Source organism: Amycolatopsis eburnea (assembly GCF_003937945.1).
Lineage (GTDB): Bacteria > Actinomycetota > Actinomycetes > Mycobacteriales > Pseudonocardiaceae > Amycolatopsis > Amycolatopsis eburnea.
In genome coordinates this window covers 243,054-259,482 of record NZ_RSEC01000048.1, presented here as the reverse complement: position 1 = coordinate 259,482, position 16,429 = coordinate 243,054, and the positions used below count along the sequence as shown (strand labels likewise).

The window sequence follows — 16,429 nt, the reverse complement described above, 5'->3', positions numbered from 1 at the left end:
TATGTCGCGCCGGGGGCGGCCGCGTGCCTTCGGTCAGCCCGTGGCGCGCCCGGCCAGTGTCGCCAGGAAGGCCGCGGCCGAGGCTTCGCCGGTGACGTGCCCGACCGCGCGGTACAGCGAACGCGCCTCCCGGGCCGTCCCCTCGGCGAGCGTCGAGCGGCCCGCCGCGGCCTCGACCGCCGCCAGCCCCAGCAGCGCCTCCGCCTCGACGACGCGGAAGCCGCCCGCCCGCGCCGCGTCGAGGGCCGCCCGCGCGTGTTCTCCGGCCTCGCCGGCGCGGCCGCCCGCGGCGAGCACCCGGGCCAGCGTCGCCGCCGCTTCCGCCAGCTGGCCGCGCAGGCCGGACTCCGCCGTCAGCTCCCGGGCCTCACGCAGGACGCGCTCCGCCGCGGCCAGGTCGCCCCGGCCTTCCTCGGCCCGGCCCAGCGCGATCAACGCGGCCGCCTCGACCTGCCGGTCGCCGTCGCGGCGGACGGATTCGAGGGCCGTTTCGGCCGTCCGCGCCGCCGAGTCGTGGTCGCCGCGGGCGATCTGCAGGGCGCTCACCGCGTTCAGCACCGTCGCTTCGCCGAAGCTCGTGCCGAGGTCGCGGAACGCCGCCAACGCCTGGTCGAGGACCTCGCCCGCTTCGGCCAGCCGTCCGGTGGCCAGCAGCACCCAGCCGAGGTCGGCGAGGTTCGCCGCTTCCCAGAACGCCAGGTCCTCCTTGCGGGCCAGCGCGATCGCCTCGACCAGGCAGTCCTCCGCCTGCTCCAGGCGGCCCAGCTGGCGGTAGTGGCAGCTCAGCGAGTTCAGCGCGAGCGCTTCGCCCGAGCGGTTGGCCAGTTCGCGGAACAGCTGGATCGCGCGACGGCTGTGTTCGACGGCCTCCGACAGCCGGCCGGTCCACTCCAGCATCGAGCCCAGGTTCGCGACGGCCGTCGCCTCGCACTCGCGCCAGCCGCACGCCCGGCTGGCCAGCACCGCCTTCTCCGAATGCCGGATGCCCGCTTCGTGCTGGCCTTCGCGGAAGTACGCACCGCCGATGGACAGGTGGACCAGCGCCTCGGCCGGCTGGGCGCCGTGGTCGCGGGCCGCGCGCAGGACGATCGGGGCCAGCTCCAGCCACTCCGCACGGCGGCCGTGGTCGTGGAAGAACCGCCGCAGCGCGTCGGCCAGGTACCACGCGCCGGGGTACGGCCCGCGCGTCGCGGCCTGCCGCAGCGCCGCCGAGAGGTTCGGGACTTCGACGTCCAGCCAGGCCACGGCGGCCGCGGCGTCGGCGAACGCGATCGGGCTCGGCGCCGCCGGGGCGTCCTCGCGGGGCAGCGAGACGATCCGGGCGCCGAGCAGCGCGACCGCGGCGTCGGCCGCCGCGCAGTAGCCGGTGAACAACCGCTCCCACGCCCCTTCGCGGGCGGCTTCGTCCTCCTCGGCCCGGACGCACTGCTCGGCGTAGCGGCGGGCGAGGTCGTGGAACCGGTAGCGGCGGGGTGCGTGCGCCTCCAGGAGGTTCGCCGCGGCCAGCCCGCGGATCCGCCGCGCCGCCTCCTCGGGCGGCACGTCCAGCAGCGCGGCCACGGCGATCGGCGTGAAGTCGGCGCCCGGCACCAGCGCGAGCAGCCGGAACGTCTGCCGCAGCCCGGCGGGCAGCGCCTGGTAGGACACCGAAAACGCCTTGGCGACGGCGCTTTCCTCGGCGCCGTCGAAGCCGAGCTGGGCCAGCGGGTCGCCGCGCAGCTCGTCGACCAGCTCGCCGATGCTGGCCACGCCGGTGTTCGCCGCGGCGATCCGCAGCGCCAGCGGGTGGTGGCCGCAGAGCCGGGCCAGCTCGGCCGCGGCCTCGGGCTCGGCGCTGGTCCGGTCGCCGAGCAACGCGGTCAGCAGCGCCCGCGAGTCGTCTTCGCGCAGCTGCGCCAGGCCCAGCGACCGCGCGCCGGTGCGGGCGACCAGCTCGTCGAGCCGGTGGCGGCTGGTCACCAGCACCCGGCCCGACGACGGCAGCAGCGGCAGCACCTGCGCGGCGTCGCGGGCGTTGTCCAGCACCACGAGCGCCTGCCGGTCGGCCAGCAGCGAGCGGTAGAGCTTGCTCTGGTCGTCCACGCCCGGCGGCACGTCCCGCAGGTCGACGCCGAGGGTGCGCAGCAGCTGCGCGAGCGCGGCGGCCGGGGTGAGCGGCTCGTCGTCGGCGTCGAACCCGCGCAGGTTCACGTAGAGCTGGCCGTCCGGGTAGCGCGCCCGCGCGGTGTGGGCCCAGTGCACGGCCAGCGCGGTCTTGCCCACGCCCGCGGTGCCGGTGATCACCCAGACGTCGCCGGGCTCGTCGAGCGTGGCCAGTTCCGGGGCGCGGCCGGCGAACCCGCGGACGTCCAGCGGCAGCTCGGCCGGCCGCGGCGCGACCGGGGCCGCGACGGGCGCCGGCGCCGGCTCGCCTTCGCCGCGCAGGATCCGCAGCCGCAGGTCCTGCAGCGCCTGGCCGGGCTCGATGCCGAGCTCGTCGACGAGCAGGTCGTGCGCCCGCGTGTACGTCTCCAGCGCTTCCGGCGTGCGGCCGCAGCGGTGCAGCGCGAGCATCAGCGCGGCGCGCAGCCGTTCGCGGAACGGGTGCTCCTCGACGAGCTGCCGCAGCTCGCCGACCACGTCGGCGTGCCGTCCCGAAGCCAGCTCCTGCTCGTAGAGCTCCTCCAGCACGACGAGCCGGCGTTCGGCCAGTGCCGGGCCTTCGTGCTCGGCCAGCGCTTCGCTCACACCGCCGAGCGGGGTGCCCTCCCACAACGCGAGCGCGGCGCGCAGGTGCGCGACGGCGTCGGCCCCGGTGGTGGCCCTGGCCTGGGCGACCTCGTCGTCGAACACGTCGAGGTCCCGCTCGCCGGGACCGACCTCGATGACGTAGCCGGGCGCGCGCCGCACGATGACGTCGCGGCCGAGGAGCTTCCGCAGCTCCGAGATGTGCACCTGGAGCCGCCCGCGCACGCTCGGCGGCGCGTTCTCGCCCCAGGTCAGGTCGATGAGGCGGTCTTCGGTGACCACGCGGTTCGGGTTGAGCAGGAGCGCGGCCAGCACGGACGTCTGTTTCTGGCCACCGGGCCGGAAAGCACCCGTTTCGCCGAGGACCGTGACCGGCCCGAGCAGGCGGTAGCGCACGTGTTGCCCCCAGAAGGCGGACCGAAGCGGAACGGAAGTGCTGTGGTCGACCCTAACCGCGGGCACGTCGGAAGGGAGGCCACGGGTGGACACCGATGATCCGGAGCGCTTGCTGTTCGTCTGTTTCCCGGACGCCGGTGAAGCCGCCGGCCGCTACCGGGCCTGGCGCGACCCGAGGATCGCGGTGCACGTCGTCGAGCTGCCCGGGCGGGGCGAGCGCCGCGACGAGCACCCGTACCGGGACATGTGGCTGCTCGTCGAGTCGCTGTCCGCGGAGCTGGCCGGGGTGCTCGCCGGACCGCACGTGCTGTTCGGCGCGGGCCTCGGCGCGCTGGTCGCCTACCGGCTGGCGCAGCGGCGCGTGGCCGCGGGACTGGGGGTCCCGCGGGCACTCGTCGTCGCGCACCAGGCCCCGCCGGACCGGGCCGCCCGCGTGGTGCCCGAGCAGGCGGAACGCGCCGACGTGAGCCTGCTGGTGAGCGACGCGCACGTGCCGGCGGCGCCGCCGCTGCCGTGCCCGATCCGCGGGTTCGGCGAGCCGCACGTGATGGCGGGCTGGGGCGAGCACACCAGCGCCGGGTTCGTGCTGATCCCGGCGCGGGCCCAGGACAGCGCCGCGCTGCTGCGCGACGCCGTCCTGCGCTCGGCCTACCTGATCTCCGCCTTGGCCGTGCAGGGGCTCTCGCCGCCGTCGAACGCGACCGAGGCGTAGCTCGGGGCGTCCTGCGGGACCTTGACGTCGTCGGGCAGGCGCACGCTGAGCTTCGTGCCCGCCGTGCCGGTGTACGTGCCGCGGTAGACGGACGTGGTGGTGCCCGCGTCGGCGTAGGCGACGTCGAGGACGAACGTCGCCGAGTCGCCGATGTACGGCCCGCCGCCGATGGTGGCGATCGACGGGTGGTACTCGGTCGGGCCCGCGAGCTGGTAGGTGACCGAGACGGTGCCGCGGAACAGGCCCGCGGTGCAGCTCGCCGCCACCGTCTGGGCCCCGGTTCCGGCCGCTTCGGCGGGGGGTGCGAGGACGACCGCCCCCAGGACGGCCGTGCCGATGACGGCCTGGATTGCACCGGCTTTCATGGTGACTCCTCTTGCGTTCGGGGTGTGGCCGATGGTGCCGGAGGCGACTTCCAAACCACTTCCTTCACCGCTCCCGGCAAACGTATAAGCGCTGTTATGATTTGCGCGTGCTTCGCGCTCTCGCCGACATCACCCCGCTGCGCTCGTCGCCCGCCTTCCGCCGGCTCTGGCTGGGACGCGTGTTCTCCGGCTTCGGTGGCCAGATGACGCTGGTCGCCGTGATGTTCCAGGTCTGGGACCAGACCGGGAGCACCGCGTGGACCGGCGCCGTCGGGCTCGCGCAGGCCCTGCCGGTCATCGTGTTCGGCCTCTTCGCCGGGACGCTCGTGGACCGCGTCGACCGGCGGAAGTTCGCCCTCGTCATGACGGCCGGGCAGGCCGCGTGCTCGGTGCTGCTGGCCGTGCAGGGGTTCGTCGGCGGTGTGCCGGTGCTCGTCGTGCTGGGGCTGGTGGCCGTCCAGTCGTGCTTCGTCGCGGGCGGCGGGCCGGCCGGGCGCACGTTCATCCCCCGGCTGCTGCCGCCGGAGCAACTGCCCGCCGGGCTCGCGCTGAACCGGATCGCCTTCCAGGGCGCCATGCTGCTCGGCCCGGCGCTCGGCGGCCTGCTGCTGGGCTGGCTCGGCGTCGGCGGCTGCTACGTCGTCGACGCGCTCACCTTCGGCCTGGCGTTCTACGGCGTCTTCGGCCTGCCGGCCATGCGGCCCGACGGCGAGGGGTCGCGGCCGGGCCTGCGCGGCGTGCTCGACGGGCTGGCGTTCCTGGTGCGGACCCCGGTCGTGCGCGGGGCGTTGCTGACCGACCTCGCCGCGACCGTCCTGTCCATGCCGATCAGCCTGTTCCCGCTGGTCAACGAGGAGCACTTCGGCGGTGACCCGCGCACGCTGGGCTTGTTCCTCTCGGCCATCGCGGTCGGCGGCGTGGCGGCGTCGGTGTTCTCGGGGGCGTTCACCCGGCTGCCACGGCCGGGTCTGGTGATGCTCGCGGGGTCGGCCGCGTGGGGCGTCGCGCTGACGGTGTTCGGGCTGGCGCCGAGTCCGTGGCTCGGGCTGGCGTGCCTGGCGCTGGCGGGCGCGGCGGACACGGTGTCGGTGGTTTCGCGCGGGGCGCTGGTCCAGCTCAACACCCCGGACGCGCTGCTCGGCCGGGTCGCGGCGGCGGAGCAGATCGTCGGCCAGGCGGGCCCGGACATCGGCAACCTGCGCGGCGGCCTGGTGGCGGGCGCGACATCGGGAACGTTCGCACTCGTCAGCGGCGGCCTCCTCTGCGTGGCGGCGGTGGTGGCCGTCGGGGCGGGAACTCCGGGGCTGCGGCGGTTCGCGGTCAGGGGAACTTCAATGACAGCACGTCCGGGATCGTGACCACGCTTCGGTCCTGTTTTCCCCTCTTTCGCCGTTCGCGATTTACGCCTTCGGAGCAGTGCCGGTGACGATCGGACGTCCCAGTGCGCTCGGCCGGATGGCGCAGGACGATCACGCTGTGTGCGAGCTCCTCGTTGGTTTGTTTCCGCGCGTGATCATCGCGCCCGCAATTCTCGGCAACGTGTTTGCGGGCGCGGAAATCGTCATCTACAGTCCGGCGAATCACGGCTCAACCGCCGGATTCCACGTGCAGAAGGATTCTTTTCCGAGGAGTGCCATGCCCAGACGCGCCTCGACCCGCCGGTTCGCCGTCCTCGCCGTCGCCGCCGCCCTGCTGCTGAGCGGGTGTAGCCAGATCGGCGGGACCAAGACCGGTGGCGGCGTCGAAAAACCGGCCATCCGGGTCGCGATCCTCACCACCGTCGACCTCGCCACCCTGTGGCTGGCGCAGGAAGGCGGCTACTTCAAGGCCGAGGGCCTCGAGGTGCAGACCGACATCGGCGCCAGCGGCCAGGACACGCTGACCCGCATGGTGGAGGGCAAGGACGACCTCGCGCTGTCCACCTACACCCTGTTCTTCCTGGCGAAGAGCAGCGGCACCGCCGACCTGAAGCTGATCGCCGACGCCACGTCCGCGAGCCCGCGCAGCAACGAGGTCGTCACCGTGCCCAGCTCGCCGGTGAAGACCATCGCCGACCTGAGCGGCAAGCGGATCGCGATCAGCTCGAAGAACGCGGCGTCCGATGTGCTGACCCAGTCGGTGATGCGCGACCACGGCATCGACAGCACCAAGGTGACGTGGGTCCCGATGCCGCTGCCGGAGATGGGCGCCGCGCTGGCGCAGGGCCGGGTGGACGCGGCCTACCAGCCGGAGCCGTTCCTGACGCAGTCCGCCAAGACGGCCGGCGCGTACCCGGTGATCGACGCGGCGAGCGGCAGCACGCAGGCGTTTCCGTTGACCGGCTACGGCGCCACCGCCCAGTGGGCCCGCGACCACCCGAAGACGCTGGCCGCGTTCCAGCGCGCGATGCTCAACGCCACGCGCGCCGCGGTGGACCGCGCCCGGGTGGAGCCGCTGGTCGTCCGCAACGCCAAGGTGGACCAGGACATCGCGAGCCTGATGGTGATGCCGGCGTTCGGGTCCACATTGGACGCACGCCGGATCCAGCGGGTGCCGGACCTGTTGCAGCAGCTGGGTGTGGTGCAGACGAAGATCGACGCGTCTTCGATGATCGCGCCGCAGGCCAGTACCGGCTGACACCGGGGCTCGGGAAGGGCGGGTGCGCTGCGGCGTGCCCGCCCTTCGGCATGCCCCGGCGGCGATGTCATGAAAGGGTCGTTCATGGCGTCTGGCGCCATGAACGACCCTTTCATGACATCCCTGCGGCGCCGGGCAGACCGCGGCCAGGCACGCCACAGCGACTTCGCCACCCCTCCACCCGGTACCGAATCCCGGTAAGCGCGCGCTTTGGGAAAATTCCCGGACCGCCCGGTTTCGGTGGTTCGCACCTTGACTTCACCGCCGCCGACCTCCACCCTCTTCATACCGACCGCGCGGTACGGCCTGGTCCACATGGTGAGACAAGGAGAGTCGACGATGACCCTTCCCGGCGAGGACCTGCTCGTGGTCGACGGCCTCACCGTGCGCTTCGGCGGTCTCACGGCGTTGCGCGACGTCCGGCTGAGCGTCGGCGCCGGCACCGTCGTCGGCGTGATCGGGCCCAACGGCGCGGGCAAGACCACACTCTTCAACGTCGTCTGCGGGTTCGTCCGGCCCCAGTCGGGGCGCGTGCTGTGGCGCGGGGAGCCGCTGGTGCGGCACCGCCCGGAACACCTCGCCGGGCTCGGGATCGTGCGGACGCTGCAGGGGCTCGGGCTGTTCCCGGGCTTGACCGTGCTGGAAAACGTGATGGCAGGCGCCGGGCGGCACGCCCGCACCGGGGTGCTGCCGGCTCTCGTCGGAGCCGGGCGGTCCGCGCGCGACGAAGCCGACCTCGCCGGGCGGGCGCGAGCCACCCTCGGGGAGCTGGGGATCGCCGACCTCGCCGACCGGCTGCCCGGCGTGCTGCCTTACGGGGTGCGGAAACGCGTCGCACTGGCGAGAGCGCTCGTCGCGGAACCCGACCTGCTCCTGCTCGACGAACCCGCGAGCGGCCTGTCGTCCGCCGAACTCGACGAGCTGGCGACGCTGATCCTGTCGCTGCGGCGGGACATGGCGGTCGTGCTCGTCGAACACCACATGGACCTGGTCATGCAGGTGTGCGACCGCGTCGTCGTGCTGAACTTCGGCGAGGTGATCGCGGCGGGTACGCCGGCCGAGATCCAGGCCGACCCCCGCGTGGCCGAGGCCTACCTCGGCGACCCCGCCGAGGAGGCACCGAGTGCTTGAGATCGACGAGCTTTCCGTTTCCTACGGCGCCGTCCGGGCGCTCGACGGTGTCGGGATCACCGTCGAACGCGGCGGGATCACCGCCGTGCTCGGGGCGAACGGGGCCGGCAAGACCACGTTGCTGCGCACGATCAGCGGCCTGCAGCCCGCCCGCGCCGGCCGGATCTCCTGGGACGGCGCGGAACTCACCGGGCGGGCGCCGGACCGGATCGCGCGCGGCGGGGTCGCGCACGTGCCCGAAGGCGGCGGCGTGATCACCGAGCTGACCGTCGACGAGAACCTCCGGCTGGGCGCGCTGTGGCGACGTGACCGCGCCGATCGCGCCGCCGCGCGCAAGGAGGTCTACGAGCTTTTCCCGCCGCTGGAGGAACGTTCGGCGAAACCCGCGTCGACGCTGTCCGGCGGCGAACGGCAGATGCTCGCCATCGGCCGCGCGCTGATGAGCCGGCCCGGCCTGCTGCTGCTGGACGAGCCGTCGCTGGGGCTCGCGCCGCTGATCACCGCGCGGATCATGGGAATCCTGCGGGACCTGCGGGCTTCGACCGGGCTGACCGTCGTGCTCGTCGAGCAGAACGCGCACAGCGCGCTGTCCATCGCCGACCGCGGCTACGTCCTCGCGCTCGGCAAGGTCGTCGCCGTCGACACCGCGGCGGAACTGCTGGCCGACGACGGCCTGCGCCACGCCTACCTCGGCTTCTGAGGCGTCCAAACGGAGGTGAACGGTCCGGCATGCAAGACTTCTTCGACCTGACCCTCGGCGGGATCTCGGCCGGCGCGGTGTACGCGGCGCTCGGGCTCGCCCTGGTCATCATCTACCGGGCCACCCGGGTGGTGAACTTCGCGCAGCCCGCCCTCGCGCTGATCTCGACGTACCTCGCGTACTCGGTGACCAAGGCGACCGGCAGCTACTGGCTCGGCTTCGCCGTCGCGATCGTCGCGGGGACCGTGCTGGGCGTCGCGACCGAACGGCTGCTGATCCGGCCGCTGCGGCACCGCTCCGAGCTGAGCTCGATCATCGTCACGCTCGGGCTTTTGCTGGTCCTGCAGGCGATCGCGGGCATGATCTGGTCCAACGAGCCGCTGGCGTTCCCGTACGCCTTCGACTTCCGCGGCCGGTTCTCCGCCAACGACCTGTTCGTCGTGCTGATCGTGCTCGCCATCGCCGCGCTCGTGCTCGTCGTGTTCAAGTACACGCCGCTGGGCCTGCGGATGCGCGCGGCGGCGTTCGCGCCGGACGTCGCCCGCACCCTCGGCGTGCGGGTCGGGCTGATGCTCACCGTCGGCTGGGGGATGGCCGCGGCCGTCGGCTCGCTGGCCGGGTTGCTGGCCACGCCACCGTTCCTGTTCCCGAACGTGCTGGACGGCGTCTTCGTCTACGCGCTCACCGCGGCGGTGCTCGGCGGTCTCGACAACCCCTTGGGCACCATCGCCGGCGGGTTCGTCCTCGGCGTCGGACTGTCCTATGTGTCCGGCTACTTCGGACCGGAGATGGTCACCCTCGCCGCGCTGGCGATCCTGGTGATCGTGCTTTCCGTGCGCCCGAGCGGGTTGTTCGGCCGCGCGAAGGCGAGGCGGGTATGAGCGTGCGCACCAGCCTGCCGCGAACCACCGTGACAGCACCGGAAAAGAAGCGCGTGCTGCCGCCGCTGGTCCGCCACGTCCTCTTCGCGCTGGCGGCCTTCGCCGTCGTCGTCGTGCTGACGCTGGTGACGGACGAGTTCACCAACCTGCGCATCGCGACGATCGGCTACTACCTGATCGCCGTGGCCGGGCTGACGTTGCTGACCGGCCTCACCGGCCAGGTGTCGCTGGGCCACGGCGCGTTCATGTTCATCGGCGCGTACACGGTGGCGCTGCTGGTGAACAAGGTGCCGTCGTTCCCGCTGTGGGCCGACCTGCTGCTCGCCTCGGCCGCGGGTGGGCTCGCCGGGCTGCTGGCCGGCGCGGCCGCGGCCCGGCTGCGCGGGCCGTACCTCGCCGGGGCGACGCTCGCGCTGGCCGTCGGCCTGCCCGCGCTGACCCGCAAGTTCCCGGACTTCCTGGGCGGCAGCAACGGGTTGAGCTTCACCGTCCACAGCAGACCGTCCGCTGTGGTCGGGGTGGTTCCGGAACTGCGGTGGCAGACCTGGATCGTCTGGCTCAGCGTGCTCATCGCGCTGGTGCTGGTGGTCAACATCGTGCGCGGGCGGCTCGGGCGCGACTTCCGCGCGGTCCGCGACGACGAGGTCGCCGCGTCGCTGAGCGGGATCGCCGTCGGGCGCACGAAGATCCTCGCGTTCCTGGTCAGCGCGGTGTGCGGTGGCCTGGCCGGTGGCCTGCAGGCGTTCCTGCTCGGCACCGCCGCGCCGGGGTCGTTCACGCCCGCGTTGTCGCTGAGCCTGCTGGCGGCCGTGGTGCTGGGCGGGCTCGGGTCCCTGTTGGGCGCGCTGTGGGGCGCGGTCGCGCTCGTGTACTTCCAGGCGTGGTCCGAGGACCTCGCCGACGTCCTGCACCTGAACACCGACGTGGCCAACAACCTCCCGCTCGCGGTGTACGGCGTGATCCTCATCGTCGTCGTGCTCGCTTTCCCGCGCGGCATCCAGGGCGGTTTCCAGCGGCTCCGAACACTTCTCCGCAAGCCCGCCGAACAGAAGGAGAACCATGGGATTCACTAGGTACGGCGCGGGTTTCCTCGCCCTGGCCTTGGCGCTGACCGCGTGCGGCGGCGCGGGGGAGAGCGACGGCGGCGGTCAGCAGGCCGCGGACTCCGCCGTCGGCGTCACCAAGGACACCGTCGTGATCGGCACCCACCAGCCGCTCACCGGACCGGCCGCGCCGGGGTACAGCAAGATCTCTGTCGGCGCCCGCGCGGTGTACCAGGCGATCAACGACGGCGGCGGGATCAACGGGCGGAAGATCGATTACAAGGTCGAGGACGACGGCTACAACCCGACGAAGACCGTCGAAGTCGTGAAGAAACTCGTGTTGCAGGACAAGGTGTTCGCGATCGTCGGCGGGCTGGGCACGCCGACACACTCCAAGGTCGTCGACTACCTCACCGGCGAAGGCGTGCCGGACCTGCTGGTGTCGTCGGGCGCGCTCGCCTGGGACAACCCGCAGAAGGCGCCGATGACCTTCGGGTACCAGGTGGACTACACGCGCGAGGGCAAGATCCAGGGCAAGTACATCAAGGACACCTTCGCAGGCAAGAAGATCGGCTACTTCACGCAGAACGACGACGTCGGCCGCGACACGCAGGCCGGGCTGGACCAGTTCGTCAAGGACCAGACCGTCGTCCGGCAGGGCTACGACAGCGCGAACACCGACGTCACGCCGCAGCTGTCCGCGCTGAAGGCGGCCGGCGCGGAGGTCGTCGTCTGCGCGTGCATCCCGGCGTTCACCGCGCTGGCGATCTTGGCCGCGGCGAAGATCGGCTACAAGCCGCAGTTCGTGGTCAGCAGCATCGGCGCCGACCCGGCGACGCTGTCCGGGCTGCTGCAGGACTTCGCCAAGCGCGGCGGCGCCAGCGTGTCCAGCGGGCAGCTGCTGGCCGGCCTGATCGGCACCGGCTACCTGCCGGACGTCGCGCAGGCGGCGGACCCGTGGGTCGCCTACTTCAAGGGCGTCCACGACAAGTACATCCCGAAGGAGCCGTTCACCAACACGGTCCTGTTCGGCATGGTCCAGGCCTACACGTTCGCGCAGGCGCTCAAGGCCGCCGGGCCGGACCCGACGCGGCAGAAGCTCGTCGACGCGATGAGCTCCGGGGCGCTCAAGGGCCCGGGCCTGACGCCGTTCGGGTTCTCGAAGGAATCGCACGCGGGCTACACCGGCGCGTACGTCTTCAAGATCAACCCGGACACCACGACGGCGGTCATCCAGCCACCGTCGGTCACCGACCGGGGTACCGGGGCCATCACGGCGTACACCGGTGAACGCGCCACCCCGGAGCAGGTGAACCTGCTGAGCAAGTGAGGAACGGGCCGGTTCGCGGCGGTGCCGCGGGCCGGCCCCCGCTCACCTAGGGTGGCGACATGACGGTCAGGGAGAAGGTCGTGCGGGCGGCGGTCCGGCTGTTCGCCGAGAAGGGCTTCGAGGCGACGACGGTCCGCGAGATCGTCGAAGCCGCCGGCGTCACCAAGGGCGGGCTCTACCACTACTTCGAGTCCAAGGACGACCTGCTCTTCGAGATCTACGTCGCGATGCTGCGGATGCAGACGCGGCGGATGGAGACGATCGCGAAGTCCGAGCTGCCGCTGCCGGAGCGGCTGCACGCGATCATCGTCGACGTCGTGGTGACGAGCATCGCCGACCTCGACGCGGCGACGGTGTTCTTCCAGTCGTTCCCGCTGCTGGAGAAGTCCAAGCAGGTCCAGGTGCGCGCCGAGCGGCGGACCTACCACGAGCGCGTGCGCGACCTGGTCGCCGAAGGGCAGCGCGCCGGGGTGTTCCGCGCCGACGTCCCGGCCGACCTGGTGATCAACTACCACTTCGGCGCCATCCACCGCCTCGGCATGTGGTACCACGCCGACGGCGAGCTGTCGGGGGAGCAGGTCGGCGAGCACTTCGCGAACCTGATGCTGCGCAGCCTCCGTCCTTAGTGGACGCTCTATCGTGGGGACCATGCACATCGTGGCGGTCCTCGCGCTCGACCAGGTCGTCCCGTTCGACCTGGCGACCCCCATCGAGACCTTCTCGCGAACGCGGCTGCCGGACGGTGCCCCGGCCTACGAGGTCCGCATCTGCGGCCCGGCCCCCGAGGTCGACGCGGGCGCGTTCACGCTGCGGCCGCCGTGGGACCTGACCGGGCTGGCCGACGCGGACACGATCATCGTGCCGGGCCGCTCGGCGAACCCGCCGGTCCCGGCGCCGGTGGTGGCGGCGCTGCGCGCGGCGGCCGGGCGGGGCGCGCGGATCGCGTCGATCTGCTCGGGCGCGTTCATCCTGGCGGAGACGGGCCTGCTCGACGGCCTCCGCGCGACCACCCACTGGGCAGCGGCGCCCGAACTGGCGCGGCTACACCCCATGGTGGAGGTGGACCCGGACGTCCTGTACGTCGACAACGGCCAGTTCCTGAGCTCGGCGGGCGCGGCGGCGGGCCTGGACCTGTGCCTCCACCTGGTCCGCCGCGACCACGGTTCGGCGGTGGCCGCCGACGCGGCCCGCATGTCGGTGATGCCCCTGGAACGCGAGGGCGGGCAGGCGCAGTTCATCGTCCACGACACCCCGCCGGCCCCGCGCGGGTCCGAGCTGGAGCCGCTGCTGGCGTGGCTGGAGGAGAACTGCGCGTCGGAACTGACGCTGCCGGGGATCGCGGGACACGCGGGGATGAGCACGCGCACGCTCAACCGCCGGTTCCGCGAGCAGACGGGAACGACGCCGCTGCAGTGGTTGCTGCGGGCGAGGGTGCGGCGGGCGCAGCACCTGCTGGAGGCGACTGGCGAGTCGGTGGACCGGATCGCGGGCGAGGTGGGGTTCGGGTCGCCGACCGCGTTCCGGGAGCGGTTCAAGCGGGTGGTGGGGCGGAGCCCGCAGGCTTACCGGGCGAGCTTCCGGGCGTGACCCGGGCCCGGGAGCCAGGTCGGCGAAGCCGCCGCCGGACAAACCGCCCACGACTTCGCCGGAATCCTCGGGATCACCGTTGTCCACCTACGAATCGGGGTTGATCCGGGTGCCGGATCCGACCTACTCTTCAGCGCCGATGACTGTCGAGGGAGGACCCATGCGAGCCGGTCGTAGCCACTGGATGGTCGTCTCCGCCGTGCTGGCCGCGGCTCTGCTGGCCGCCGGGAGCCCGGCCGACGCGGCGACCGCACAGCCGCGGTTCACGCCCGGGGCGGCGGGTGCCGGGGATCCGTACTTCCCCGACATGGGCAACGGCGGCTACGACGTCGGCCACTACGACATCCGGCTGGCGTTCGACCCGAAGAGCCAGGCGATCACCGCCACCACGACCATCCTCGCCACGGCCACCCAGGACCTCTCCCGCTTCGACCTCGACTTCCAGGGACCGCTGGCGATCAGCGCGCTCTCGGTGAACGGCCGCACCGCCGCCTTCACCCGCAGCGGCGCCCAGGAGCTGGTGATCACCCCGCCGTCCGGCCTGCGCGCGGGCAGCCCGTTCACCGTCTCCCTGAGCTACTCCGGCGTGCCGCGGAAGATCGACGACCCGGCGCTCGGCGTCTCCGGCTGGGTCGCCACCAAGGACGGCGCCGTCGCGCTCAACCAGCCGATCGGCGCGGCGACCTACTTCCCGGTCAACGACACCCCCGAAGACAAGGCGACCTACACCCAGACCATCACCGTGCCGGCCGGGCTCACCGTGCTGGCCAACGGCGAACCCGGGCCTGCCACGACCCGCGACGGCCGGACCACGTTCCGCTGGTCCATGAACCGGCCGATGGCCAGCGAGCTGAGCATGCTCGCGATCGGCGACTACAACGTGACGCGGGGCGTGCTGGCCGGTGGCCTGCCGAACATCACCGCGATCGGCAAGTCGATCGACACCGTGCCCGGGCAGGGGCAGGTGCTCAACCAGACCACCGCGCAGGTCGTCCAGTGGGAATCCTCGGTGTACGGGCGGTACCCGTTCGACTCGACCGGCGGCATCCTCGCCGACGTCGGGGTCGGCTACGCCCTCGAGACGCAGAGCCGGCCCGTCTACGACCAGCGCACCAGCGAGGTCGACGGCGACCTGCTCGCCCACGAGCTCGGCCACCAGTGGTTCGGCGACAGCCTGACCCCGGTGCACTGGTCGGACATCTGGCTCAACGAAGGCTTCGCGACCTACTCGGAGTGGCTCTACCAGGAGAAGTTCAACGGCGTTCCGGTGCAGCGGACCTTCGAGAAGACCTACGCCGGTGAGAAGGACTGGAGCGGGAAGGTCGCCGACCCCGGCCGGGACCACATCTTCGACGACCTGGTCTACAACCGCGGCGCGATGACCCTGCAGGCGCTGCGCCTGAAGATCGGCGACCGCGCCTTCTTCGACGTCCTCAAGCGGTGGCCGGCGGAGCACCGGTACGGCAACGTCTCGACGCAGCAGTTCATCCAGTTCGTCGAGCAGCTGACCGGCCGTGACGTCGGCTCGTTCTTCCGCACCTGGCTCTACCAGCCGGGCAAGCCGTCCGTCGGGTAACCTCAGCGCCATGTCGAGCCCCGAAGCGTCCAAGGCCGGGCCGCCGGTCTTCCCGGTGGCCCGATAACTCCCCGTTCCGCGGTCACCGGGTGACCACGAAATCGTCTCGTCGATCTCGTGATCCCTGGAGCTTCTGTGCCGTTGTACCTCCTTGCCCTGGCCGTGTTCGCCATGGGCACGTCCGAATTCATGCTCGCCGGGCTCGTGCCCGGCATCGCCGTCGCGTTCGACGTCTCGCTCGCGCGGGCGGGCTACCTCACGTCCGCCTTCGCCGCCGGGATGGTCGCCGGTGCGCCGGTGATGGCCGCGCTTTCGCGGTCGTGGCGGCGGCGGACCGCGCTCTTGTGCTTCCTCGCCGTCTTCGTCGCGATGCACGTCGTCGGTGGCCTCACGACGTCGTTCGGCTTGCTCGTCGCGACGCGGCTGGTGGCCGCCGTCGCCTACGCCGGGTTCCTCGCCGTCGCGCTGACCGCGGCCGCCGCGCTGGAACGCGCCGGGCGGGCGCTCGCCGTCTTGCTCGGGGGCTCGACCGTCGCCTGCGTCGTCGGCATCCCCGGTGGGGCGTTGCTCGGCTGGCGGCCGGCGTTCTGGGCCGTCGCGCTGCTGTGCGTGCCCGCCTTCGCCGCCGTGTGGTGGATCCCCGACACCGCGGCGGGCCCCAAGCCGGACGGCGTGCGGGCCGAACTCGCCGTGCTGCGGCCGCTGGCCGGGGTGCTGCTCGCCGGTGCGCTGGTCAACGCGGCCACCTTCGGCGTCTTCACCTACCTGGCGCCGGTGGCCGCGGGCATCGCTCCGGTGCCGGTGGTGCTCGGCGCCTTCGGGCTGGGGTGCTTCGGCGGGATCACCGCGGCCGGGCGGCTCGCCGACCGGTGGCCCGGCCGGGTCGTCGCCGTCGGCGGTCCGCTGCTGCTCGCCGGGTGGGTCACGCTGGCCCTGGCCTCGCACGTCCCCGCGGCGCTCGTGACCCTCGCCTTCACACAAGGCGCGTTGTCCTTCGCCGTCGGCGGCACGGTGATCGCCCGGATCCTGCGGCTGGCCGAGGGCGCTCCGACGATGAAGGGGTCGTACGCGACCGCCGCGCTCAACTTCGGGGCCACGGCCGGGCCGGTGCTCGCCGGGGCGGTGGCGAACCCGTTCTGGCCCGCCGCCGCCCTGATCGCGGCCGCGCTCACGACCTACGCCTTCCTGCGCCGGACGTAGTGGGTGATCAGGCCCGCGATCGCCACGATCGCGACGCCCCCGGCCACCATCCGGACGGCCTCGCTCAGCCCGATCAGCGGGCCGGCGGCGTTCGCGGCCCCGCTCACGAGCAGGACCAGCCAGAGGAGGACGGGGGCGGCGGCGGTGCGGGTTTCGTTCGTCATG

15 protein-coding genes are annotated in these 16,429 nt (G+C 72.7%); 12 read left to right on the top strand and 3 right to left on the bottom strand.

The features are described from left to right. Positions 1–33: 33 nt before the first annotated feature. Positions 34–3,123, bottom strand: coding sequence for an AfsR/SARP family transcriptional regulator (locus EIY87_RS22645; protein WP_125311432.1), 3,090 nt, complete (start codon positions 3,121–3,123; stop codon positions 34–36). Positions 3,124–3,208: 85 nt separating this feature from the next. Between EIY87_RS22645 and EIY87_RS22640 the strand changes: the two genes are divergently transcribed. Continuing rightward, positions 3,209–3,835: a thioesterase II family protein gene (locus EIY87_RS22640; protein WP_125311430.1), complete on the top strand. Its 627-nt coding sequence runs from the start codon at positions 3,209–3,211 to the stop codon at positions 3,833–3,835. On the opposite strand, the gene EIY87_RS22635 is transcribed toward EIY87_RS22640, so the two are convergent. Further along, positions 3,772–4,200 (bottom strand): hypothetical protein, encoded by a 429-nt coding sequence (locus EIY87_RS22635; RefSeq protein ID WP_125311428.1) that lies wholly within the window; start codon positions 4,198–4,200, stop codon positions 3,772–3,774. The two genes, EIY87_RS22640 and EIY87_RS22635, sit on opposite strands and share 64 nt — an antisense overlap. Before the next feature lie 101 nt (positions 4,201–4,301). On the opposite strand from EIY87_RS22635, the gene EIY87_RS22630 reads away from it, so the two are divergent. From EIY87_RS22630 to EIY87_RS22580, 11 genes are all read left to right on the top strand, one after another. Beyond that, on the top strand, positions 4,302–5,558 hold the full coding sequence (locus tag EIY87_RS22630; protein WP_125311426.1) for an MFS transporter: 1,257 nt from the start codon (positions 4,302–4,304) through the stop codon (positions 5,556–5,558). 277 nt (positions 5,559–5,835) lie between these two features. After that, the gene (locus EIY87_RS22625) at positions 5,836–6,816 is read left to right on the top strand and encodes an ABC transporter substrate-binding protein (RefSeq protein ID WP_125311424.1); all 981 of its coding nucleotides are present in this window, start codon (positions 5,836–5,838) and stop codon (positions 6,814–6,816) included. Positions 6,817–7,155: 339 nt separating this feature from the next. Next, on the top strand, positions 7,156–7,947 hold the full coding sequence (locus EIY87_RS22620) for an ABC transporter ATP-binding protein (protein WP_404800088.1): 792 nt from the start codon (positions 7,156–7,158) through the stop codon (positions 7,945–7,947). Continuing rightward, positions 7,940–8,647: an ABC transporter ATP-binding protein gene (locus tag EIY87_RS22615; RefSeq protein WP_125311420.1), complete on the top strand. Its 708-nt coding sequence runs from the start codon at positions 7,940–7,942 to the stop codon at positions 8,645–8,647. Before EIY87_RS22620 ends, EIY87_RS22615 begins: the two co-directional genes overlap by 8 nt. Positions 8,648–8,676: 29 nt before the next feature. Beyond that, a complete protein-coding gene (locus EIY87_RS22610) occupies positions 8,677–9,528 on the top strand; it encodes a branched-chain amino acid ABC transporter permease (protein ID WP_125311418.1) in 852 nt (283 codons plus the stop codon). Positions 9,529–9,557: 29 nt separating this feature from the next. Then, complete coding sequence (locus EIY87_RS22605) at positions 9,558–10,601, top strand: branched-chain amino acid ABC transporter permease (RefSeq protein WP_225439989.1); 1,044 nt, start codon at positions 9,558–9,560, stop codon at positions 10,599–10,601. Beyond that, positions 10,588–11,901 (top strand): ABC transporter substrate-binding protein, encoded by a 1,314-nt coding sequence (locus tag EIY87_RS22600; protein ID WP_125311414.1) that lies wholly within the window; start codon positions 10,588–10,590, stop codon positions 11,899–11,901. The genes EIY87_RS22605 and EIY87_RS22600 overlap by 14 nt, the downstream gene beginning before the upstream one ends. A gap of 59 nt (positions 11,902–11,960) precedes the next feature. Continuing rightward, positions 11,961–12,527, top strand: coding sequence for a TetR/AcrR family transcriptional regulator (locus EIY87_RS22595; protein ID WP_125311412.1), 567 nt, complete (start codon positions 11,961–11,963; stop codon positions 12,525–12,527). A 22-nt stretch (positions 12,528–12,549) separates the two neighbouring features. After that, on the top strand, positions 12,550–13,488 hold the full coding sequence (locus tag EIY87_RS22590) for a GlxA family transcriptional regulator (RefSeq protein WP_125311410.1): 939 nt from the start codon (positions 12,550–12,552) through the stop codon (positions 13,486–13,488). A gap of 160 nt (positions 13,489–13,648) precedes the next feature. Then, entirely contained in the window at positions 13,649–15,064 is a 1,416-nt protein-coding gene (locus EIY87_RS22585; RefSeq protein WP_225439988.1) for a M1 family metallopeptidase, read from the top strand. A 171-nt stretch (positions 15,065–15,235) separates the two neighbouring features. Beyond that, complete coding sequence (locus tag EIY87_RS22580; RefSeq protein ID WP_404800089.1) at positions 15,236–16,264, top strand: MFS transporter; 1,029 nt, start codon at positions 15,236–15,238, stop codon at positions 16,262–16,264. Here the strand turns inward: EIY87_RS22580 and EIY87_RS22575 are convergent. Then, on the bottom strand, positions 16,240–16,428 hold the full coding sequence (locus tag EIY87_RS22575; RefSeq protein WP_125311406.1) for a hypothetical protein: 189 nt from the start codon (positions 16,426–16,428) through the stop codon (positions 16,240–16,242). The two genes, EIY87_RS22580 and EIY87_RS22575, sit on opposite strands and share 25 nt — an antisense overlap. Between the last annotated feature and the right edge of the window lies 1 nt (position 16,429).